The following is a 22,756-nucleotide window of genomic DNA, read 5'->3' on the forward strand; positions in this document are numbered from 1 at the left end:
GCGCTCTACGGCAGCCCGTTGAGGAAGGGCTCGTGACTGTTCTGGAACTCCCATCCGTAGTACCGGTCCCAGTTGACCGACCACGTCATCAGGCCGCGGATGGCCGGTGACGCACCGCCGCGCAACGTGTAGCCGCCGCAACTCTGGTTGCGTGCCAGGCAGTTCAGCGCGTCGTGCACGGCGGCGGGTGCGGTGTACCCGTTGCCCGCGCTGACCGCGGCGGGCAGACCGAACGCGATCTGGTCCTCCCGCAGGCCGGGGAAGGTCTGCCCCGTGTTCGCCACCGGGAAACCGGCCTTGATCATGTCGGTCATCGCGATGTGGAACTCCGCGCCGCCCATGTTGTGGTACTGGTTGTCCAGTCCCATCACCGGACCGGAGTTGTAGTCCTGGACGTGCAGCACGGTCAGCGCGTCCCGCATGGCGTGGATCACCGGCAGGTACGAGCCCGTCCGGTTGTCGCCGCCGCCCGCGCCGCCGTAGAACTGGTAGCCCACCTGGACGAAGAACGTCTCCGGCGCCATCGTCAGCACGAAGTCGCTGCCGTACTTGGCTTTCAGCGACTTCAGCGCGGCGATCAGGTTCACGATCACCGGTGTCGTCGGGTTGCGGAAGTCCGTGTCACCGGCGTTGAGGTACAGCGAGTGGCCCTCGAAGTCGATGTCCAGCCCGTCCAGGCCGTACCTGTCGATGATCGCCGACACCGACTGGACGAACGTGTCCCGCGCGGCGGTCGTGGTCAGCTGCACCTGGCCGTTCGCGCCGCCGATGGAGATCAGGACCTTCTTGCCCTGCGCCTGTTTCGCGCGGATGGCGGCGATGAAGTCCGCCTCCGACTCGACGTTGGGGCACTCGGCGGCCGGGCACAGCGTGAACCGGATGTCGCCGCTCGTCACCGACGTCGGCTCGCCGAACGCGAGGTTGATGACGTCCCACGCGGCGGGCACGTCCGCCATCCGCACGTAACCCGAGCCGTTGGCGAAGCTCGCGTGCAGGTAGCCGATCAGCGCGTGGCGGGGCAGGTCCGCCTGCTGGCAGCCCGACGTCGTCGCCGACACCGGTGCGCTGCGTGCCGACTCCCCGGCCGCGTTGTAGGCGGCGACGGTGTAGGTGTGCGTTTCGCAGGCGCCGAGACCGCTCAGCGTCGCCGACGTGCCGGACACCGTGGTGCGCAGGGACGTGCCCTCGTACCCGCGGTAGCCGGTCGCGCCGCTGACCGATGGCCAGGACAACGTGATCGACGACGCCGTTGCCGTGGCGGTGGGATTCCCCGGCGCGGCAGGCGTTCCCGGGTTGCCGCCGCCGGGACCGTCGAGCACCACGTCGTCCGCGTAGTAGGTGCCCGCGCCGTACCAGCCGTGCAGGTACAGCTCGGCCGACGTCTGGTTCGCGCCGCTGGTGAACGTCAGCGACAGCTGCTGGTACGTGGACGGCGCGGCCCAGGTGGACGGTCCGCCGGTCACGCCGAGGTAGACCGGGTTGCCCCGCACCCACGCCGACACCGTGTAGGTCGTGCTCGGCACGACCGTCACGGTCTGCGCGCACTTGCCGTAGTCCGAGGAGGCCAGCGCGTGGCTGCCAGAGTGGACCGGGGTGGACACCACCGAGCCGCCAGCGCACGACCAGCCGGACAGTGAGCCGGACTCGAAACCGGCGTTGGTCAGCAGGTTCGCGGCCGACACCGGCTGGGCGACGACGACGGTGAGAACGATGGCGGCCAGCGCCGCGAGTGCGCGCCTCATGGCAGCGTGTCCAGGTGCGGCGCGACCGTGCGCGCGAAACCGTTGCCATTGCTGACGTCCCAGTTGATCGACCAGGTCATCGCGCCTCGGATCTCCGGATAGGTTCGTGGTGGCCGGAACGAGCCACAGTTCGTGCCGCGTGCCAGGCAGTCCAGCGCGTTGTTCACGACCGACGGCGCGACCACGCCGCCACCCGCGGCGCCCGGCCCGGCGGGCAGACCGACCGCGACCTGGTCTGGCCGCAGCCCGTTCTCCAGCTGGATGCACGCGAGCGCGGTGATGAAGTTGACGTTGCCCTGCCCGTAGGCGGCGGACTGGTCGCAGCCGAGCATCGAACCCGAGTTGTAGAACTGCGTGTGCACGACCGTGAGGATGTCCTTGATGGACAGTGCGAGCGCGAAGTACGAGCCGCCCGTGGACTGCATGTCGATCGTCTGCGGCGCCATCGTGATGATCAGGCTCGACCCGACCGCGCCACGCAGACTCCGCAGCGCCTGTGCCATGTAGGTAGGGTTGAGACCGTTCTCCAGGTCGATGTCGACGCCGTCGAACCCGTACTCGGTCATGATCGACCGGACGCTGTTCGCGAAGTTCGCCGCCGACGTGGCATCGCCGACCGACACGCGGCCCGCCTCTCCGCCGACCGACAGGATCACCTTCTTGCCCCGCGACTTCAGCGCCGCCACGTCCGCCTTGAACTGGTCGTTCGAGTAGCCGCCGAGCGCGGTGGACAGGCCGGGGTCGACACCGAACGTGACCGCACCCGGGGTCGACGACGCCTCCGCGAAGGCGACCGCGACCAGGTCGTACTCGTCGGGCACCGCCGAGAGCCGCAGCTCGGTCGCCGGGTTGACGAAGTTGTGCCAGTAGCCGGTAAGGAAGTGGCGCGGCAGGTCGGCCTGCTGGCAGCCGGTCGTGGTGCCGGTGACCGGCGCGCTGCGGGCGGACTCGCCGACGGCGTTGTACGCGGCGACCGTGTAGGTGCGGGACGTGCAGGCGGGGATGCCGCTGAACGTGGTCGACGTGCCGGTGACCGTCGTGCGCAGTGCCGTGCCCTCGTACACGCGGTAGCCCGTCGCGCCGGACGCCGCGCTCCAGCCGAGCGTGATGGCCGACGCGGTGGTGCCGGTGACGCGCGCGTTGCCAGGCACCCCGGGCACGCCCGGCTCCGGGTCGGTGCCGCCGCCGCAGTCGGCGCCGTTGATCCGGCAGTTCTGCGGTGTGCCGGCACCGCTCGCGAGGAAGCCGAAGGTCACCGACGCGCCCGGCGCCAGCGTGCCGTTGTACTCGCGGTTGGTGAACGTGTGGTGGTTGCCGCTGGAGGTGAGCAGCGCGTCCCAGTAGCTGCCGAGCGTCGTGCCTGCCGGGAGGTCGAACTCCACGCGCCAGCCCGAGATCGACGCCGTGCCGGCGTTGGAGATCGTGTACTTGCCCTCCCAGGCTGAGCCCCAGTCGGAGGTCTTGACGAAGGTCGCGGTCTCCCCGGCGGCGAGCGCGGGGGTCGTGGACATGAGGGTCCCGGCCAGCCCGAGGACGAGCGCGGCGAGGACAGTGGACAGGCGGCGTCGCATGACAACCTCCGAAGCACGCGGCGAGCAGGGGGTGGCCGCGAGGTACCTATTTGTCTAGACCAATGCCGCCCAATTTGTCCAGACCTATCACTCGGGGTAGTCGCCCCCGGCGCCGACGCGGGCCGCGACCTCGGCCGGGAGCGGGTACTCCTCCTCGGCCGGGAGCAGAGCGCGCGCGGAGTCCTCGTCGCCCGCCAGCACCCGCTCGTGGATCTCCCGCACCAGCGGGGTCATGTCGGTCAGCCGGACCAGCCACTCGTCCACGTACCGGTGCACGGCCTGCCCCGAAAGGCCCACCTGCAGCGACCGGTACGGCAGCGCCCCCAGCAGGAGCGACCGTTCCGGATCCCACTGCACGCGGACCGGGCTCTCCTTGAGCTGCCGCGACCAGTCCTCGTGCGAGGCGTACCGGTCGCTGTCGTAGTGGCTCAGGCACGCCCGCGCGAGCGCCTCCTCGAACCCCGCGCGGGTGATCTCCACGGCCAGCACGGTCTCCTGGCCCGGCTTGGTCGCCCAGCCGCAGCGGTACATCATCCACAGGAACGACGGTTTGATCCACGTCATCCGCTCACGCTTGAACGGCGGCACGAACCGGCCCCTGGCAAGGGCGGGCCGCGCGATCTCTGGTGGGTACGCCTGGTAGACGGTGATCGTCTCTGGCGTGTAAAGGGCTCTGATCTTTCGCATTTCACGCTCACAATGGCACACCTGGACCCATTGCACGACCGAGATAAGGCTGCGGACATGCCGGCGGCGCACGGCTACCGGGGCATGACCGCGATCGTCGACTGGCGCACCACGGAGACCGACATCGACCTGCTGGTGGCCGTCGTCCGCGAGCTGGGCGCCTCGCTCTAGACGTGGATCCGCCGCGAGACCGCGACCGCCAGGTCTGCGACCAGCCGCCGCAGGCGGTCCGCGGTGGCGTCGCTCGCCACCGGGCCGCGCGTGCGCAGGGTGAGCCCAGCGAGGTGACGCCCGTCGGTGCCGACGATCGGGGCGCTGAACTGCTCGCCGCCGAACCGTTGCCACCGCGCGTTGAGGTGGTAGCGGTCCTCGTCGTGGCACACGATGTCCAGCTCCGCCAACGTGTTCAGCATCCGGTACACGGTCGTCTTCGGCTGTCCGCTGATCTCGACGAGCCGCGCGAGCCGCAGTCCGTCCGGCGCGCCGGACAGCAGTTCGAGCAGCTGGAACGCGTTCCGGACCGCTCGGTTGGAGGTCACCGTGGTCATGCGCCCGCACCCCATTTCGTTCCAGTTTGAAAACGTAGTATTGCAGGATCGTGGGACGATTTTCTACCCTCAGAGGGACCTGGAACCCTGCCGAACGGATGTGCACCATGACCACACACCCGGGAGTCGACAAGAAGGAACTACGCCGGGCCTACACCGCGAGCCTGTCCGGCACCGCGTTGGAGTACTACGACTTCGCCGCCTACTCGGTCGCCGCGGCGACCCTGTTCGGTGACCTCTTCTTCCCCTCAGGCGACGACCTCGCGGGCACCATGGCGGCCTTCTCCACCTACGCCATCGGCTACCTCGCGCGCCCGCTCGGCGGCGTCGTGTTCGGCAGGCTCGGCGACGTCATCGGCCGCAAGAAGGTCCTCGTTCACACGCTGCTCCTCGCCGGTGTCGCGACCTTCCTCATCGGCCTGCTGCCCACGTACGCGACGATCGGTGGCGCCGCCGCGATCCTGCTGGTCGTGCTGCGGTTCGCGCAGGGTGTCGCGGTCGGCGGCGAATGGGGCGGCGCCGTGCTGCTGTCCAGCGAGTACGGCGACCCGAAACGGCGCGGGTTCTGGGCGTCCGCCGCACAGATCGGCCCACCGGCGGGCACCCTGCTCGCCAACGGCGTGATCGCGCTGCTCGGCCTGCTGCTGACCGAGGCCGCGTTCGAGTCGTGGGGATGGCGGGTCGCGTTCCTGCTGTCCGCGGTGCTCGTCGCGTTCGGCCTGTGGATCCGGCTGCGGCTGGAGGAGACACCGGTGTTCAAGGCGATCACCGAGCGGAAGGAACGACCGAGCGCGCCGGTGTCGGAGACACTGCGCACCGAGCGCCGGGCCGTGGTCGCGGGCATGCTGGTGCGGGTCGCGCCGGACGTCATGTACTCGATGTTCACCGTGTTCGTGCTGACCTACATGGTGAACGAGCTTGGCATGCCGAAGGCGCAGGGCTCGGCCGCCGTGATGATCGGCTCCGCGGTGCAGCTCGGGCTGATGCCCGCGTTCGGCCACCTGTCCGACCGGATGAACCGGCGCAAGCTGTACCTGTACGGCACGATCGCCGCGGCCATCTGGCCGTTCGTGTTCTTCCCGATGGTCAGCGGCGGCTCGTTCCTCGCGCTCACGGCGGGCATCGTCGTCGCGCTGGTCATCCACGCCGCGCTGTACGGCCCGCAGGCCGCGCTGATCACCGAGCAGTTCTCGCCGAGGCTGCGGTACACGGGCAGTTCGCTCGCCTACACGTTCGCGGGTGTGATCGGCGGCGCGCCCGCCCCGCTGATCCTGGCCGCGCTGCTCAACTGGACCGGATCGTGGTGGATCCTCGGCGTGTACCTGGCGCTCACCGCCGTGCTGACCGTGGTTGGCTTGTGGCTCGCCCGCGACCCGGCCGACGACGAGGAGGTCGCGGTGACCGCGCATGAGGAGAAAGTGTTGTCGTGACTGTCATCGACCTGAACGTCGACATCGCGGAGGGGTTCGGCGCGTGGCGGATCGCCGACGACGACGCGCTCCTGGCCGTGGTGTCGAGTGCGAACGTCGCGTGTGGTTTCCACGCCGGTGACCCCGGCACGATCCGGCGGGCGTGCGTCACCGCGGTGGCGCACGGGGTGTCGATCGGCGCGCAGGTCGGCTATCGCGACCTCGCGGGGTTCGGCAGGCGCTTCATCGACATGCCACCCGCCGAGCTGGTGGACGACCTGCTGTACCAGCTGTCCGCGCTGCGGGGCATGGCGGCGGTCGCGGGCGGCACGCTCGCGTACGTGAAGCCGCACGGCGCGCTGTACAACGCGATCGCGACGCACGAGGCCCAGGCGGGCGCCGTGGTCGAGGCGGTGACGACGTTCGACCCGTCGCTCGCGGTGCTCGGCATGCCGGGCTCGCGGTGGCTCGTGCTCGCCGGGGAGGCCGGGCTCGAGACGGTCGCGGAGGCGTTCGCGGACCGGGCGTACACCCCGGACGGCCGGCTGGTGTCACGCCGGGAACCCGGTGCGGTGCTGCACGATCCGGACGTGGTGGCGCGGCGGGCGGTGCGGTTCGCGACCGAGGGCACGGTGGTCGCGACCGACGGTGCCGTGCTGTCGATGCCCGCGCGGTCGGTGTGTGTCCACAGTGACACGCCCGGGGCGGTCGAGCTGGTGACGGCCGTGCGGGCGGCCATGGCCGACGCCGGGGTGCGGGTGGAGAGCTTTCGGTGAAGGTCCGCCGGTGCGGTGAGTCGGCGCTGCTGATCGAGACCGACGAGGTGCTCGGCTGGTACGCCGCGCTCACCGCCCGGCCCCTGCCCGGGGTGGTGGACCTGGTGCCGGCGGCCAGAACGCTGCTGGTGCGGTACGCGTCCGAGGTGGACTTCGGGGTGATGGTGTCGCGGCTGTCGGACGTGACACCTGTTTCGTCGGCCGGGGAGACCGGGGATCCGGTGACGATCCAGGTTCGCTACGACGGCGAGGACCTGGCCGACGTAGCGCGGGCGACCGGGCTGTCAGAGGACGAGGTCGTGTCCGTCCACACCGGAGCCGAGTACACGGTGGCGTTCACCGGGTTCGCGCCCGGTTTCGGGTACCTGACCGGGCTCGACGACCGGCTGCGGCTGCCGCGCAGGGAGTCGCCGCGCACCAGGGTGCCAGCGGGGGCGGTGGCGGTCGCGGGTGAGTACACGGGGGTGTACCCGCGGCCGTCACCCGGCGGGTGGCACCTGCTCGGGCACACGACGGCGCCGCTGTGGGAGCCGTCGCGGGAGACGCCCGCGTTGCTGCGGCCCGGTCTGCGGGTGCGGTTCGAGGCGGTGCCGACGCTGCCAGCTGTCGTCGATCGAGCGGTGGAGCACACCGTTGTCACCGGCGGGATCGAGGTGATCGGCTGTGGACCGTTGGGCACCGTTCAGGACACCGGCCGCCCCGGCTGGGCCTCGCTCGGCGTCGGCGCCTCGGGTGCGGCGGACGCGGCGTCGGCGGCGCTCGCGAACCGGCTGGTGGGCAACGCGCGGGAAGCGGCCGTGGTGGAGCTGTCGTTCGGTGCGGCGCTCGCGTTTCGCGAGACGGCGCGGGTCGCGGTGACGGGTGCGCTGTGCGAGGTGTCCCACGGCGGCAGGGGCGAGGGGATGAACGCGCCGTTCGACGTGACCGCCGGTCAGACCCTCGTCGTGGGTCCGGCGTCGGTGGGGCTGCGGACGTATGTCGCGGTGCGGGGCGGCATCGCGGCGGCGGCCACGCTGGGTTCCCGGTCGACCGACGTGCTCTCCGGGCTGGGCCCGGCACCGCTGGCGGAGGGGACGGTGCTCCCGATCGGCGAGGCGTACAGCGGGCCGCCGCCCTCGGTGGAGGTGGCCCCGGTGCCCGCGCCGTCGGCGGACGAGCTGCTGGTGCGGGTGGTGCCGGGGCCACGGGACGACTGGTTCACCGAGGACGCGATGACCACGCTGTTCACGGCGTCCTACACGGTGACGGCGGACAGCAACCGGGTCGGGGTCCGGCTCGACGGCCCGGCGTTGACCCGGTCGCGGGACGGGGAGCTGCCGAGCGAGGGCATGGTGACCGGTTCGGTCCAGGTTCCGTCGGGCGGGACACCGATCGTGTTCCTCGCCGACCATCCGGTGACGGGCGGTTACCCGGTGATCGGCGTCGTGCTCGCGGCGGACGTGCCGGTGCTCGCGCAGGCGCGGCCGGGGCAGGTGGTGCGGTTCAGGCGCTGTGGTAAGCCCCGACGATCTGCTGCTCGGAGTCTTCCAGGTACTTGAGCAGGAGCCGCTCGGCGCGGGGCCCGTCCCCGGCCTCGATGGCGGCGAGGATCTCCTTGTTGCGCTCCAGGTAGGGCTCGTGGAAGCGGCGCGGGTCGGCCATGGTGTGGAAGACGAGGCGTAGCTCGGCGAGGGTGTTGCGCATCAGCTCGTCCACCCTCTGGCTGTCCGCGATGGCCGCGACGGCCAGGTGGAACAGCATGTTGGCGGTGCCGAGCGCCCGCCAGTCCTGCTCCTTCATGGCCGCGTCCCCGGCTTTCACGGCCGCGACCATGTCCTCGACCTGCGCGGGCCTGCCCCGCAACGACCGCACGGCGTTGCACTCGACGAGCTTGCGCACGCGGTACACGTCGGTCACGTCGGCGACGGAGAGCTTGCGGACGAAGACGCCACGGTTCAGCTCGTGCACGACCAGCCGTTCGTGGGACAGGAGCCGGAACGCCTCCCGCAACGAGTTGCGCGACACCTTGAGCGACGTGCGGATCGACTCCTCGACGAGCCGCTCACCCGGTAGGTAGACGCCCTTGATGATCCGCTCCCGCAACGCGGCGGCAAGCAGTTCCACGGTGCCGGCCCGATCGATCAACCGACGATCGGCATCCAACTCCGCATCCACAACAATCTCCCAAAGTCCCTGACCAGCAACATCCCCAAGCCTATCCGATCGCCCTACAATCCCCCGCCCCCACCACAAGTCCACACTCCAAACCCGCAAGCCCACACTCCAGACCCCGCGAGTCCACGGTTCAGACCCCGCGAGTCCACGCTCCAGGACCCGCGAGTCCACGGTTCAGAACCCGCGAGTCCACGGTTCAGGACCCGCGAGTCCTCGGTTCAAGACCCGCGAGTCCTCGGCGGGAACCGCCGAGTTGTCGTTTCGGCTCGATCGACCTCAGGCGTGAACCACCAACTCGCGGGTCCTGAACCACCAACTCGCTGGTTCTGAACCGTGGACTCGCGGGTCCCCAACCGTGGACTCGCGGGGTTTGGAGTGTGGGCTTGCGGGGCTGGGATGGGGGAGTTTCTTTCTGGTTGTCTTTGGGTCTGGTAAATTTTCTACCTTGGCGGCAGACTCTGTTCGTGTCGAAGAGATTGCTCTCCCTTCTCGCCGCCGCCGCTTCGGCCGTGGCGCTCGCCGCACCCGCCGCCGCTGATCCGGATGCCGCCACCAGTGATGTCGCCGCCTATCCCGGCGACGACTTCCTCGCCGCCGCGCGGCAGGCGAGCGCAGCTCCCGAGGACCGGATCGAGACCGACTCCCGGACCCGGCCCGTCGCGCCCGGGGTGACGCTCCGCTCCTTCGACCGCTACGGGCCCGACGCCTACACCGGCGCACCGACGTGGCTCCAGGGCGACAGCCTCACCGTCGACCTCACCAAGGGCACGACCGTCGACTACCTGTTCCCCGGCCAGGTCGCCAAGGGTGAACCCCTGAGCACCACCGCGAACCGGGCGGGCGCGGTCGCCGCCGTGAACGGGGACTTCTTCGACATCAGCAACTCCAATGCGCCGCTGGGGGTGGGCATCCAGGACGGCCAGCTCGTGCAGTCGCCGGACGCCGACCCCACCTGGCGGCAGTCGTCGGCGGTCTTCACCGAGGACGGCGTCGGCGACATCGGTGAGGTGTTCTTCCAGGGCACGGTCACGACGCCGGACGGTGCGATCCCGCTCGACGGGGTCAACAAACCGAACCTGAACACCGACGGTATCGAGGCGTTCACCCCGCTCTGGGGCACCTACTGCCGCTGCCGCGCCACCCAGGGCGCCACCGCGGTCGCCGAGGTGGAGGTCAAGGACAACACCGTGGTCGCCGTCCGGGACGCGGCGGGCGAGGGTGCGATCCCCGCCGACTCGATGATCCTCGTCGGTCGGGACGCCTCGGCCGCGACGCTGAACGCACTCGAACCCGGGGACCGGGTCACCGTCGACTACCGGGCCCGCACCGCCGACGACCAGAAGATCCACGCCGCGATCAACGGCCGCCAGCTGCTCGTCGTCGACGGGGTCGCCCAGAAGGCCGCCCCAGGCAACAACACCCCGGCCGCGCCCCGCACGGCGCTCGGCTTCTCCCAGGACGGCAGGCGGATGTTCCTCCTGTCCGCCGACGGTCGCCAGCCCGCGTTCGCCGACGGACTCGGGCTCGACGAACTCGCGAACATGATGGTCGAGGTGGGCGCGTGGAGTGCGGTGAACCTCGACGGCGGCGGCTCCACCACGATCGTCGCCCGCGAGCCGGGTGCCACCACCGCGCAGCTGGAGAACCGCCCGTCTGACGGCGCGGAACGCGAGGTACCCAACGGGCTCGGCCTGTTCGCCCCCAAGGGATCCGGCCGCCTGACGGCGTTCTGGGTCGAGACCAGGCTCGACCCGACCCGCGCGTCCGGCGCCTCCACCGTCGCGCCAAGCCACCCGGAGCGGGTCCTGTCCGGGCTCAGCCGCACGCTGACCGCCGCGGGCTACGACGAGACGTACGGGCCCGCGACGGGCGACCCGCGCTGGCGCACCGACGGCAGCCACGGCAGTGTCCGCGACGGCGTGTTCACCGCACGCAAACCCGGTGACACCAAGGTCGTCGCGGAGGATCGAGGCGCACGCGGCGAGACGACGCTCACCGTCATCGGGCCGGTCGCGCGCACCGCGCCCACCAAGGAGCAGATCGCACTGTCCAATCCGGACGAGACGGCCACGTTCGGCGTCCTCGGCTACGACGCCGACGGCACCAGCGCGCCGGTCGAGCCGCGGGACGTGACGCTCACCTACGACACCGGCCTCCTCGACATCACCGGGGACGCCGACGGCCAGTACACCGTGAAAGCCAAGCAGCCCACCGGTTCCGGGCTCGTCACGATCGACGTGCGCGGCAAGAGGTCGGTCCTGCCGGTGACCGTCGGCCTGACCGAGGTGTCCGTCGCCGACTTCACCGACCCGGCGGGCTGGACGTTCCTTGGCGAGCGGGCCACCGGCGCCGTCGCGTCCGCACCCGGCCACGACGGCCAGGGCCTGCGTCTCACCTACGACTTCACGCAGAGCACCGGCACCCGCACCGGTGGCGCCGTGGCACCGGCCGGTCTCGTCCTCCCAGGACAGCCCAAGGCGCTGCGACTGTGGGTGAACTCGACCGGCAAGGGCGAGTGGGCGAGCATGCAGGTGTGGGACGGCAACGGCACGCTGCTGCCCGCGTTCCGCTCGGACTACCTCACCTACACCGGCTGGCGGCAGCTCGAGTTCCAGGTGCCCGCCGGCACCGTGTACCCGTTGACACTGCGGCGTTTCTACGCGGCGGAGACCGTCGCGGCCAGCAGCTACCATGGCGACCTGGTGATCGACGGGCTCACCGCGCTCGTGCCGCCGACCCTCGAAGTGCCGCCGCAGCCGGTGGTGCGCGACCCGGTGATCCACTCGACCGCCGGTGGCGACTGGCGGTTCGCGGTGATGTCCGACGCGCAGTTCGTGGCCCGCGACCCGGACAGCGACATCGTGCGCAACGCACGCCGCACCCTGCGGGAGATCAGGGCCGCGAACCCGGACTTCCTGATCATCAACGGCGACCTGGTCGACGAGGCGTCGGCGGCGGACTTCGCGCTGGCCAAGAAGATTCTCGACGAGGAACTGCAGGGTCAGCTCCCCTACCACTACGTGCCGGGCAACCACGAGCGCGGGAACAACAGCCTCGACAACTTCCGCGCGGTGTTCGGCGACACCCAGCAGGTGATCGACCACCGGGGCACCAGGTTCATCACCATGGACACGTCCGGCATCAACCTCCGCGCGAGCGACTGGACCCAGCTCGGCCGCCTGCGCACCGAGCTGGACAAGGCCGCGAAGGACCGGCAAGTGCGCTCGGTGGTCCTCGTCGAGCACGTGCCGCCGCGCGACCCGACCCCGGCCCGCGCGAGCGAGCTGTCCGACCGCAAGGAGGCCGCGACCATCGAGGCGTGGCTGTCGGACTTCCAGGACAGGAGCGGAAAGGGCACCGCGTTCATCGGTGCGCACGTCGGCACGTTCCACGCGAGCCACGTCGACGGCGTGCCGTACTTCGTCAACGGCAACTCCGGCAAGAACCCCTCGACCCTGCCGTCCGAAGGCGGGTTCACCGGCTGGTCCCTGTGGGGTGTCGACACGCGCGGCGAGCCCGGTGACTGGCTTGCCGCGGAGGTCCGCCCGCACGTCGACACGCTGACGGTGACCGCGCCGGACCGCCTCGAGGTCGGGCGGTCCACAGTGGTCACCGCGAGCATCGCGCAGGCGGGCAGGACCGTTCCGGTCGCCTACCCGGTGTCCGCCGGGTGGTCCGCGTCACCGAACGTCCACATCGGACTCCTGCGGGACGCGAAGCGGTACCACACGGCGAACTTCGACCCGGCGACCGGCGAGCTGACCGCGCTGCGCCCGTCGACGGTCACCCTCGCGGTGACGGTCAACGGTGTCACCACGCGGCACACTCTTGCCCTGGTCGCCGAACCAGCGGTCGCAAGCGGGCGCTAGACCGGGTGGGGCAACTCGAACCGGCCGAACACCAAGGTGCCTGCCGCGTTCGGGTTGTCCCCCACCCAGAACTCCGTCCACAGCGCCACGAACTCGTCCTGCGACAGGTGGCCGTCACCGTCGCCGTCGAGCATGCCGAACACCTCGTCGGTGTCGATCGGGCGGCCTGTCCACGTCTCGATCAGCTCCCGGTACTCGGCGCCGGAGATCCGGCCGTCGCCGTCGGCGTCGATCGCCTCGAACATCGCGGTCGCGGTGGCGGTGACGGGCGCGAGGTCGGCTGCCAGGCCGTCCACGACCACCATCACCTCCTCGATGCTCGCCCGGCCGTCGGCGTCGGCGTCGGTCGCCGCGAGCAGGGTCTCCCACCAGCCCATCATGATCGCCGCCAGCCGCTCCGCCTCCGGGGAAGCCGGTGGCAGGCCGCGGTTCGCGGTCCACCGCGCGGCCAGCGCGGAAAAGTCCGACTCGGTCAGGAAACCGTCGGTGTCGACGTCCATCGCACGGAACACCACCGCGGCCTTGCGCCGCTGCAACTCACTCGCCATGACCAGAACTCTGCCCATGGCGGACACTCGCGACAATTCTCCGCACGGGTGGCGTGGCGCACGCGCGCACCCACTTTCCGTCGGTGCTTCCCGGCATTCGGGTGGTTATCCCACCACCCCGGGTGAACGGTGTCAACACGCCGAAATGCTTGGCAATTTCCCAGCTCCGGATACCGACGAAAGTCGGTGCCAGATGATGAATGCGCTTTCTAGCGTGGTTGTCAGGCCCTTTGTGGCCACCCCTGCAAAGAACACTTACTGGCGAGGTGCTTTCATGATCAGGAAGTCCTTCCTTTCCCTGGCCGTCGGTGCCGCGATGGCCATCGTGCCTCTCACCGCAGGTCAGTCCGCCGCCGCTCCCGTCGCGCCCCAGGACGTGACCCCCGCGGCAGTCACCGTGTACTACAACGTCTCCGGCGCGCCGACCTACGCGTCGCAGATCCGCGAGGGCGCCGCCATCTGGAACTCGTCGGTGTCCAACGTGCAGCTGGTCGAGAACTCGTCGGCCGCCACGCTCGACTTCTACGAGGGCAACGACCCGTCCGGTTCGTACGCCTACACCGACGGACACGGCAACGGCTACATCTTCTTCGACTACACGCAGATGGGGCAGTACTACCAGGTCCGGGTCACCGCGCACGAGACCGGTCACGCGCTCGGCCTGCCGGACAACTACTCGGGCCCCTGCTCCGAGCTGATGTCCGGTGGTGGCCCCGGCACGTCGTGCACCAACGCCTACCCGAACTCGAGTGAGGCGTCGCAGGTGAACCAGCTGTGGGCGAACGGCAAGAAGGCCCTCGGTGAGATGAAGCTGATCCAGGAGAAGATTCCGGCCGGCGCGTTCTGATACCAAGCGCGCCGAACGGCTCCCCGGGGGCGGTGACCACACCAGGTCACCGCCCCCGGTTCACGAAGGGGCACACTGGAAGGGTGACGACCTGGCGTGACACCACTTCCGAACATGTGCAGTCAGACCTGGACCGCCTGCTCAACACCGTCCTGCAGTTCGCGGACGAGATGCTGCGGCGGCACGGCGAGTTCTACCCGTACGGCGCGGCCATCACCCGCGAGGGCGAGGAACAGGTGTTCGCGGCGGATCCGGGCGAGGCGGAGGAACCGAACCCGTCCGAGGTGTTGACGAGCCTGGTCAGCGGCATGTCCGCCGAGGCGAACGACCTGCGGGCCGCCGCACTGGTCAGCGACGTGACCAGCGAGAAGACCGACGCGGTCATGGTCCACCTCGAGCACGCCGACAGCATGGCCATCACCGTGGTTCTCCCCTACCGCTTCGCCGACATCGAGGAGTCGGAGAGCGGCGTCGAGTACGAGGAGATGGCCGCCACCCCGGCCGAGGCACTCATCTGGCGCCGCTCGCTCTGTTAGGGAGTTTCGGCGAACACTCCGGCTCGTGCGGCCGTGACCGCCGCCGCCGCCGACCGGTCGGCGGCGGCTTCGTCGAGGTCGCCGGTGCCGGTCAGGAGCCGGTAGTACAGCGGCGCCGACACCGCGCGGACGACCTCCTCGGCGTCCGTGCCCTCCGGGGCTTCGCCCCTGGCGATGGCCTGCGTCACGCACGGCGCCCATTCCGCGATCCGCGTCGCGTAGAACTCCGCGAGTGCCCGCGCGGTGGCGTCGTCGCAGGTGGCGGCCGCGATGACCGCCTTGAACAGCGGGCCCTGGCGGGGGTCGGCCAGCGTCGTCAGCACCAGCCGGGCGTTGGCCCGCAGGTCCCCGAGCAGCGTGCCGGTCTCGGTGCGCGGCACGGACTCCGCCGCCATCTCCGCGAGCAGGTCGGTGACCACGGCGGTCACCGTGCCCCAGCGGCGATACACGGTCGTCTTGCCGACGTCCGCCCGCCGCGCCAGGTCGCTCAGGTCGAGGTGGGCGAACCCCTGCTCGGCCAGCACGTCACCGGCCGCTCGCAGCACTGCCCGGCGGACGAGTAGCAGGACGCCGATGTCGGTGTCCCCGGCTACTCTGGCGTCCGGAGACGGAGAGGCAGGGCGGACTTGGGATCGCGGTGGACGGTGGCTCAGGTGCTCGCGCTCGCGCCCGACCCCGGTTCCGCCAAGTCGGCCCGCGGCCTCGCGAACCCGCGCACGTGGTCCGACCTGGGCAGCAACGACTCGCTCGTCTGGGGCAAGTGCCAGGGCAGCGCCAGGAGCCCCTACCAGGTCACCGTCGACCTGAACGAGCCCGCGTTCCGGTGCACCTGCCCGAGCCGCAAGTTCCCCTGCAAACACGGCTTGGCGCTGCTCCTGCTGTGGTCGGCGGGCGGTGGTGTCGTCGCCGACCTCGACACGGCGGAGCCCTTCGCCGCCGACTGGGCCGCGCAGCGCACCGCCAGGACGGCGACCACCACCCGGACCCCCGACCCCGAGGCCCAGGCCAAACGGCTGGCCGAGCGCGAGTCGCTGATGTCCGCGGGCATCGACGACTTCGAACGCTGGCTCCACGACATCGTCCGCCAGGGGCTCGCGAGCGTCCGGCGGCAGCCGCCGACCTTCTGGGACACGGCGGGCGCCCGCCTGGTCGACGCGCAGGTCGGCGGGCTCGGCGACCGTGTCCGTGCCATGGGCAGCGCCGTCCACGCCCGTCACGACTGGGCGCCGCACCTCCTCGGTGAGCTGGGCCGCTGGTATCTGGCGGTCAAGGCGTGGCGGCGCCGCGCCGACCTCGACCCGGCCGCCATGGGCGATCTCCGCACGCTGCTCGGCTGGGCCCGCCGCACCGAGGAGATCCGCGCCGGTGAGCGGCTCGCCGACCGCTGGCGGGTCGTCGGCCTCAGCCAGGAGGAGGACGAACGGCTGCTGTCGCAACGGACGTGGCTGCACGGTGAACGCACCGGCGAGACCGTCGTGCTGCTCGACTTCGCCGCCGCGGGCATGGCGCTGAACGTCGCGCACGTGCTGGGATCCGTTGTGGACGGTGAGGTGGCGCTGTACCCGGGCGGGGCACCCCGGCGCGCCCTGCTCGCCGGGGACGAGCACAAGGTCACCCAGGGTTCCGGGCTGCCAGGCGCCACCGACGTCCGCGCCGCCCTCGACCGCGCGGCGGGCTGGCTCGCGGGCAACCCGTGGCTGCGCCGCATCCCCATGGCACTCGCCGGCATGACGGTCGTCCCCGGTGACACCCCGCTGCTCGTCGACCGGACAGGCGCGGCACTCACCCTCTCCCCCGACACCGACGTGTGGCAGCTCCTCGCGCTGTCCGGCGGGCACCCGATCCCGGTCTTCGGCGAGTGGATCGACGAGCGTTTCCACCCGCTGAGCGCCGAGATCGACGACCGGCTGGTGAGCCTGTGAGCGATTGGGACGAGCTCCTTGGCGCCGCGCTCGTCGGCACCAGCCGTCGTGGCTTCACGCTCGACCGGCTCGACATTCCCGGTGCCGGGGACGTCACTGCCGACGGCGCCGAAGCACAGCTACTCGCCGCCGCCGCGCTCGCCGCGGGCTACCGGCGTGCGGGCTGGATCCCGCCGGTCTGGCGCGGCACCACGGCCCCGCCAGCCGCACCCGACGACCGCCCCGAGTGCACCCCGGCCGCCGCGCAACTCCTGGAACTGCTGCTCAACCACACCATCCGGATCGAGGGCGGCCCCAACCTCATCGTCCTCCACTGGCTCACCGCCGCGCGAAACGCCGGGCAGCGGCCGCCGCACCCGATGGTCGTCGACCTGTTGCGGTTCGGCACCGCCAACGCCGCCGCCCGCGGTGTCGTCCGGGCGGTACTCGGGCCGCGCGGCGCGTGGCTCGCCCGGTACAACCAGGCCTGGCGCTGGGCGGCGACCATCCCGCCGGAGGACGTCGTCGAGCGGTTCGCCACCGCCACCCGCGCCGACCGGCTCGCGCTGCTGGCCGACCTGCGCGCCACCGAGCCCGACTTCGCCCGCACGCTCGTCGAGGACACGTGGGACGACGAGCAGGCCGCCACCCGCGCCGGGCTACTCGACACGTTCCACATCGGACTGTCCGGCAACGACGAACCGTTGCTGGAACGGGCACTCGACGACCGCGCCGCCTCGGTGCGGGCCGCGGCCGCCGCCATGCTCGACCGGCTCCCCGGCTCAGCCCGCGCCGCGCGCATGGCCGAGCGCGCCGCCGGGCTGATCACCATCACGCGTGGTGGCCTGTCCGTCGAACTGCCCGAAGAACCCGACGCCGCCGCCCGCCGCGACGGGGTCACCGACCACCGCGAGCCCGGCTTCGGCCGCGCCGCGTCCTGGCTCATCCAGATCCTCGCGGGTACGCCGCTGACCACGTGGGACACCGCGCTGGTCGACAAGGCGGACCAGGAGATCCTCATCGGCTGGACGAAAGCCGCGCTGCGTCAGCGGAACCAGGACTGGCTGGCCGCGCTCGCCCGCCATCAGCCGGGCCCGGAGCTGATCGGCGCGCTCACCCCCGGGGTCGCCACGGAGATCCTCACCGACCAGAAGAAGCTCGACGCCCGCTTCGGCGGTCTGCTCGCCGCCGCGCGGGGACCGTGGCCCGCCGAGTTCTCCGCCGCGCTGATCAACCGGCTGCGTGCGCAGAACGCGGAGAACGTCCTGCAGCTGGCGGCCTCCGCACTCGCGGAGCACCTGAGCCCCGCCGCGCTCGCCGCCGTCGAGGGCTGGCTGCTCACCCTCGACGCCGAACGCAAACCCGCCCGCCGCGTACTGCGCGGCCTGGCCCACGCGCTTACCGTCCGAGCCACGATCGACCAGGAGTTCTCATGAGCGAAGCTTGCGGAGCGAATCATCGATGACCGACGTACTCAGGGCGCACGCCGAACAGCAGCACGCCGAAGAGCTGGCCGTGCTCGCGAAGACCGACGACCGGCCCCGCCCGCCGAACTGGCGGCTGTCGCCGTGGGCCGTCGCCACCTACGTCCTCGGCGGCGAGGCACCCGACGGCACCCCCATCTCGCCGAAGTACCTCGGGTCGCGGCGGCTCATCGAGGTCGCGATCGCCACCCTCACGACGGACCGCGCGCTGCTGCTGCTCGGCGTCCCCGGCACCGCGAAGACGTGGCTGTCCGAGCACCTGGCCGCGGCCATCTCCGGCGACTCGACGCAGCTGGTGCAGGGCACGTCCGGCACGTCGGAGGAGTCGATCCGCTACGGCTGGAACTACGCGCGTCTCCTCGCGGAAGGCCCGTCGCAGAAGGCGCTGGTCGCGAGCCCGGTCCTGCGTTCGATGGAGACCGGCGGCATCGCGCGGATCGAGGAGCTGACCCGCATCCCGTCGGACGTGCAGGACGCGCTGATCACGGTCCTGTCCGAGAAGACGCTGCCGATCCCCGAGCTGGACAGCGAGGTGCAGGCCCTCGCGGGCTTCAACATCATCGCGACCGCCAACGACCGGGACCGCGGTGTCAACGACCTGTCCGCCGCGCTCAAGCGCCGCTTCAACGTGGTGATCCTGCCGCTGCCCGACGACGCGGAGGCCGAGGTGGAGATCGTGCGGCTGCGGGTCGCGCAGCTCGGCCAGTCGCTGAAGCTGCCCGGCGACCTGGAGAACGTCGACGAGATCCGCCGCGTCGTGCAGGTGTTCCGCGAGCTGCGTGACGGCGTCACGGAAGACGGCCGCACGAAGGTCAAGTCCCCGTCCGGCACCCTGTCGACGGCCGAGGCGATCTCCGTGGTCACCAACGGGATCGCGCTCGCCGCGCACTTCGGCGACGGCGTGGTGCGCGCGGGCGACGTGGCCGCCGGGCTGCACGGCGCGGTCGTGAAGGACCCGGTGCAGGACCGGATCATCTGGCAGGAGTACCTCGAAGCGGTGGTGCGGGAGCGCAAGCCGTGGGGCGACCTGTACCGGGCGTGCCGTGAGCTGGTGTGAGCTGGTGTGAGCGGAGCTTGCGGAGCGAACCATCTGGACCTTGCGGAGCTAAACCCTTGACACCGAACCAGAACGACGAGCGGGTCCACATTCTCGGGATCCGGCACCACGGCCCGGGTTCCGCCCGTGCCGTGTCGACCGTGCTCGCCGAGCTGGACCCGGAGATCGTGCTGATCGAGGGCCCGCCGGAACTGGACGCGGTGGCACCGCTCGCGATGGCGGCCGGGATGCGCCCACCCGTCGCGGGCCTGGTGTACGCGGTGGACGCACCGGCGACCGCCTCGTTCTACCCGATGGCCGTGTTCTCACCGGAGTGGGTCGCGCTGCGGTGGGCGCTCGAACACGGCCGTGACGTCCGCTTCCTCGACCTGCCCGCGAACGTGGCGCTGGTATTGGAAGACGAGGAGGACCCCGACGCCGAACCGCCGATGGACCCGATCAGGACCCTTGCCACCGCCGCCGGTTTCGACGACGCGGAACGCTGGTGGGAGGACGCGGTCGAGCTGCGCTATCACGGCATGGACGTGTTCCAGGCGGTCCTCGACGCCATGCGCACGCTGCGCGAGGGACACATCCCCGACCTGCGCACCCGCCGCCGCGAGGCCGCCATGCGCCGGGTGCTGCGAGTCGCGCTCCGCAGTGGGGCACAACGGATCGCGGTCGTGTGCGGGGCGTGGCACGCGCCGGTGCTGGTGCCCTCGGAGTTCCCGACGCAGACCGCGGACGCCCAGCTGCTGAAGGGCCTGCGCACGACCAAGGTCGCGGCCACGTGGGTGCCGTGGACCTCGACGCGCCTCGCCAGGATGAGCGGCTACGGCGCGGGCATCGAGTCCCCCGGCTGGTACCACCACCTGTTCACGGCGCCGGACGAGGTGGTGAGCCGCTGGCTGGTGCGGGTCGCGCACCTGCTGCGCCGCGAACAGCACGACGTGTCGCCCGCGTCGGTCATCGAGGCCGTCCGGCTCGCGCACACTCTCGCCGCGCTGCGGAACCGCCCGCACCCCGGGCTGCCGGAGGTGCTCGAGTCGTGCCAGGCGGTGCTGTGCGGCGGCTCGGACGTCCCCATGCGACTGGTCGCGCGGAAGCTGCTCGTCGGCGACATCCTCGGCCGCGTCCCGCGCGAGACCCCCATGGTGCCTCTGGCGATGGACCTCGCCGCGACCCGCAAACGGTTGCGTCTCAAGCAAAGCGCCGCCGAGCAGCAGCTCGACCTTGACCTGCGTACCGAGACGAACCTCGCCCGCAGCAAGCTGTTGCACCGCCTGCTGCTGCTCGACGTGCGGTGGGGCGAGCCGGCCGACACGTCCCGGGGCAAGGGCACGTTCCGCGAGTCGTGGACCCTTGAATGGACCCCCGAGCTGGAGGTCGCGCTGATCGAGGCGAGCGGCTACGGCACGACGATCGAGTCGGCGGCGACGGCCGTGGTCGCGGCGAGGACCGCCGACGCCGACATCGCCGGGCTGAGCATGCTGGTCGAGACCACGCTGACGGCCGACCTGCCCACCGCGCTCGGCGGGGTGCTCGCGGCGCTCGACGAGCGGGCCGCCCGCCAGCACGACACCACGAGGCTGATGGCGGCGGTCGAGCCGATGGCGCGGGTGCGCCGGTACGGCAACGTGCGCCGCGCGGACACCGAGGTGGTGCAGCGGGTGCTCACCGGCATCATCACCCGCATCGCGATCGGGTTGCCCGCCGCGTGCACGGCACTGGACGACGAGGCCGCCGCCGAGCTGCGTGAGCTGGTGGACGGCGTGCAGCGCGGCATCGGCCTGCTGGATCAGCCGGAGCTGCGCGACGTCTGGCACAGCGCGCTGCGGTCGATCGCGGACCGGCCCACCGTGCCCGGCCTGATCTCGGGCCGGGCCGTGCGGCTGCTGCTGGACGCGGGACTGATCGACGTGGCCGACGCGGGGGCCCGCCTGTCGCGGCAGCTGTCGCGCGCGGCGGACGCGACGCAGGCAGCGGGCTGGCTGGACGGTTTCCTGTCGGGCGAGGCGGCCCTGCTGGTGCACGAGCCGGAGCTGCTGGAGATCGTCGACGAGTGGGCGACCGGGGTGGGCGCGGAGCTGTTCGACCACCTGCTCCCCTTGCTGCGCAGGACGTTCGCGGAATTCAGCGCGACCGAGCGCCGCGACATCGGGCTTCGGGTGCGCCGGATCGACCGCGGCGAGGGCGCGTCCGGTGTGCGTGCCGACGACAGCACGCTGGATCACCACCGCGCTTCCCTTGTGGTGCCTAGGATTCTGGAGCTGCTTCGGTGAGCGGAGCCTACGAGGAGCGGACGTGAGTGAGCGGTTGCGGCGGTGGCGGATGATCCTCGGTGGCGAGGACGCCGACGGCACCGGCATGTCACTGTCCGGTGTGGACGCCAAACGGGACGCGACCCTCGAAGCGTTGTACGACAAGCAGGAGGACCGCCGGGGCGGGCTGGGTGGTTCGTCGCCGCGGGTGGCGCGATGGCTGGGCGACATCCGCGGCTACTTCCCCAGCTCGGTCGTGCAGGTCATGCAGCGCGACGCGATGGAACGGCTCGGCCTGCGGGAGCTGCTCCTGGAACCGGAGCTGCTGGAGTCGGTGCAGCCGGACGTGCACCTGGTCGGCACGCTGTTGTCGCTCAACCGGGCCATTCCGGAGCGGTCGCGGGACACCGCGCGGGCGGTCGTCCGCAAGGTGGTCGACGACCTGGAGAAGCGGCTGGCGCAACCGACGCGGCAGGCGGTGAGCGGCGCACTGCACCGGGCGAACCGCACGCACCGGCCCCGGCAGTCCGACATCGACTGGAACCGGACGATCCTCGCCAACCTGAAGCACTACCAGCCCGAGCAGCGCACGGTGGTGCCGGAACGGCTCGTCGGCTACGGTCGGCGGCTGCCGAACGTGAGCAAGCAGATCGTGCTGTGCCTCGACCAGAGTGGCTCGATGGCCAGCTCTGTCGTGTACGCGAGCGTGTTCGGCGCGGTGCTGGCGTCGATCCGGTCGCTGCGCACGCAGATCATCGCGTTCGACACGGCGGTGGCGGACCTGACCGAACAGCTGTCGGACCCGGTCGAGCTGCTGTTCGGCGTGCAGCTGGGCGGTGGGACGGACATCAACGCGGCGCTCGCGTACTGCCAGAGCCGGATCGAGGCACCCCGCGCCACCGTGCTGGTGCTGATCAGCGACCTGTACGAGGGCGGCAACGAAGAGGAGATGCTGCAACGCGCGCAAGCGCTTGCGGCCGACGGGGTGCAGGTGGTGTGCCTGCTGGCACTGAGCGACGACGGCGCCCCCGCGTACGACCACGACAACGCGGCGGCACTGGCGGCGATGGGCATTCCCGCGTTCGCGTGCACGCCGGACAAGTTCCCGGACCTGATGTCGGCGGCCATCCAGCACCAGGACATCGCGACATGGGCGGCGGCCAACGACATCCCGGTGGCCGCGGCGACGGACGGGTAAGAGGGCGCGCGAACAGGGTCGGTGGATGCCCGTCGTGATCGAGGTGGTTCCTGGCGGTGCCGCCAGGGGCCGCGGCGGCGCGGCGGGCGCCGCCATGCCCTATTCGCGCGCCCTCTCGTTCAGCGCTGCGGGGCCAGGCCCGCCACGGCCAGCCGGAACAGCCGGTCGGCCCGCGCGGCGGGGTCGGGG

The 22,756-nt window shown here is 71.2% G+C and carries 18 protein-coding genes; 11 read left to right on the forward strand and 7 right to left on the reverse strand.

What is annotated here, in order from left to right; genetic code table 11:
• Positions 1–5: 5 nt before the first annotated feature.
• From WBA97_RS37370 to WBA97_RS37385, 4 genes are all read right to left on the reverse strand, one after another.
• On the reverse strand, positions 6–1,742 hold the full coding sequence (locus WBA97_RS37370; RefSeq protein WP_424235755.1) for a chitinase: 1,737 nt from the start codon (positions 1,740–1,742) through the stop codon (positions 6–8).
• Positions 1,739–3,313, reverse strand: a complete 1,575-nt coding sequence (locus WBA97_RS37375; protein ID WP_424235756.1) for a chitinase — start codon at positions 3,311–3,313, stop codon at positions 1,739–1,741. Before WBA97_RS37375 ends, WBA97_RS37370 begins: the two co-directional genes overlap by 4 nt.
• Before the next feature lie 87 nt (positions 3,314–3,400).
• Complete coding sequence (locus WBA97_RS37380) at positions 3,401–4,000, reverse strand: DUF4291 domain-containing protein (protein WP_424235757.1); 600 nt, start codon at positions 3,998–4,000, stop codon at positions 3,401–3,403.
• A 167-nt stretch (positions 4,001–4,167) separates the two neighbouring features.
• A complete protein-coding gene (locus WBA97_RS37385; RefSeq protein WP_424235758.1) occupies positions 4,168–4,548 on the reverse strand; it encodes a helix-turn-helix domain-containing protein in 381 nt (126 codons plus the stop codon).
• 107 nt (positions 4,549–4,655) lie between these two features.
• Here WBA97_RS37385 and WBA97_RS37390 point away from each other — a divergent pair, with 107 nt between their 5' ends.
• Genes WBA97_RS37390 through pxpB form a run of 3 tightly spaced genes read left to right on the forward strand, consistent with a single transcriptional unit; the run spans position 4,656 to position 8,271 of the window.
• Positions 4,656–5,978: an MFS transporter gene (locus WBA97_RS37390; RefSeq protein WP_424235759.1), complete on the forward strand. Its 1,323-nt coding sequence runs from the start codon at positions 4,656–4,658 to the stop codon at positions 5,976–5,978.
• On the forward strand, positions 5,975–6,733 hold the full coding sequence (locus WBA97_RS37395) for a LamB/YcsF family protein (protein ID WP_424235760.1): 759 nt from the start codon (positions 5,975–5,977) through the stop codon (positions 6,731–6,733). Before WBA97_RS37390 ends, WBA97_RS37395 begins: the two co-directional genes overlap by 4 nt.
• Positions 6,730–8,271 carry a 5-oxoprolinase subunit PxpB gene (gene pxpB / locus WBA97_RS37400; RefSeq protein ID WP_424235761.1) on the forward strand — a complete coding sequence of 514 codons (1,542 nt, stop codon included), beginning with the start codon at positions 6,730–6,732 and terminating at the stop codon, positions 8,269–8,271. Before WBA97_RS37395 ends, pxpB begins: the two co-directional genes overlap by 4 nt.
• On the opposite strand, the gene WBA97_RS37405 is transcribed toward pxpB, so the two are convergent.
• Entirely contained in the window at positions 8,216–8,875 is a 660-nt protein-coding gene (locus WBA97_RS37405; protein ID WP_424235762.1) for a GntR family transcriptional regulator, read from the reverse strand. The genes pxpB and WBA97_RS37405 overlap by 56 nt on opposite strands.
• A 476-nt stretch (positions 8,876–9,351) precedes the next feature.
• Between WBA97_RS37405 and WBA97_RS37410 the strand changes: the two genes are divergently transcribed.
• Positions 9,352–12,756 carry a phosphodiester glycosidase family protein gene (locus WBA97_RS37410; protein ID WP_424235763.1) on the forward strand — a complete coding sequence of 1,135 codons (3,405 nt, stop codon included), beginning with the start codon at positions 9,352–9,354 and terminating at the stop codon, positions 12,754–12,756.
• Here WBA97_RS37410 and WBA97_RS37415 read toward each other — a convergent pair.
• Positions 12,753–13,304 (reverse strand): EF-hand domain-containing protein, encoded by a 552-nt coding sequence (locus tag WBA97_RS37415; RefSeq protein ID WP_424235764.1) that lies wholly within the window; start codon positions 13,302–13,304, stop codon positions 12,753–12,755. The two genes, WBA97_RS37410 and WBA97_RS37415, sit on opposite strands and share 4 nt — an antisense overlap.
• Before the next feature lie 274 nt (positions 13,305–13,578).
• Between WBA97_RS37415 and WBA97_RS37420 the strand changes: the two genes are divergently transcribed.
• Together WBA97_RS37420 and WBA97_RS37425 are read left to right on the forward strand one after the other, a co-directional pair.
• A complete protein-coding gene (locus tag WBA97_RS37420) occupies positions 13,579–14,151 on the forward strand; it encodes a snapalysin family zinc-dependent metalloprotease (RefSeq protein WP_424235765.1) in 573 nt (190 codons plus the stop codon).
• 83 nt (positions 14,152–14,234) lie between these two features.
• The gene (locus WBA97_RS37425) at positions 14,235–14,687 is read left to right on the forward strand and encodes a hypothetical protein (RefSeq protein WP_424235766.1); all 453 of its coding nucleotides are present in this window, start codon (positions 14,235–14,237) and stop codon (positions 14,685–14,687) included.
• Here WBA97_RS37425 and WBA97_RS37430 read toward each other — a convergent pair.
• Positions 14,684–15,232, reverse strand: coding sequence for a TetR/AcrR family transcriptional regulator C-terminal ligand-binding domain-containing protein (locus WBA97_RS37430; RefSeq protein WP_424235767.1), 549 nt, complete (start codon positions 15,230–15,232; stop codon positions 14,684–14,686). The two genes, WBA97_RS37425 and WBA97_RS37430, sit on opposite strands and share 4 nt — an antisense overlap.
• A gap of 99 nt (positions 15,233–15,331) precedes the next feature.
• Here WBA97_RS37430 and WBA97_RS37435 point away from each other — a divergent pair, with 99 nt between their 5' ends.
• From WBA97_RS37435 to WBA97_RS37455, 5 genes are read left to right on the forward strand one after another with little or no spacing between them, the layout of a single operon-like run.
• Positions 15,332–16,609, forward strand: a complete 1,278-nt coding sequence (locus WBA97_RS37435) for an SWIM zinc finger family protein (RefSeq protein ID WP_424235768.1) — start codon at positions 15,332–15,334, stop codon at positions 16,607–16,609.
• On the forward strand, positions 16,606–18,024 hold the full coding sequence (locus WBA97_RS37440; protein WP_424235769.1) for a DUF5691 domain-containing protein: 1,419 nt from the start codon (positions 16,606–16,608) through the stop codon (positions 18,022–18,024). The genes WBA97_RS37435 and WBA97_RS37440 overlap by 4 nt, the downstream gene beginning before the upstream one ends.
• 25 nt (positions 18,025–18,049) lie before the next feature.
• Entirely contained in the window at positions 18,050–19,129 is a 1,080-nt protein-coding gene (locus WBA97_RS37445) for an ATP-binding protein (RefSeq protein WP_424235770.1), read from the forward strand.
• A 56-nt stretch (positions 19,130–19,185) separates the two neighbouring features.
• Complete coding sequence (locus WBA97_RS37450; protein WP_424235771.1) at positions 19,186–21,390, forward strand: DUF5682 family protein; 2,205 nt, start codon at positions 19,186–19,188, stop codon at positions 21,388–21,390.
• A gap of 22 nt (positions 21,391–21,412) precedes the next feature.
• Entirely contained in the window at positions 21,413–22,567 is a 1,155-nt protein-coding gene (locus tag WBA97_RS37455; RefSeq protein WP_424235772.1) for a VWA domain-containing protein, read from the forward strand.
• Positions 22,568–22,756: the final 189 nt, after the last annotated feature.

Source organism: Actinophytocola sp. (genome assembly GCF_049647105.1).
Lineage (GTDB): Bacteria > Actinomycetota > Actinomycetes > Mycobacteriales > Pseudonocardiaceae > Actinophytocola.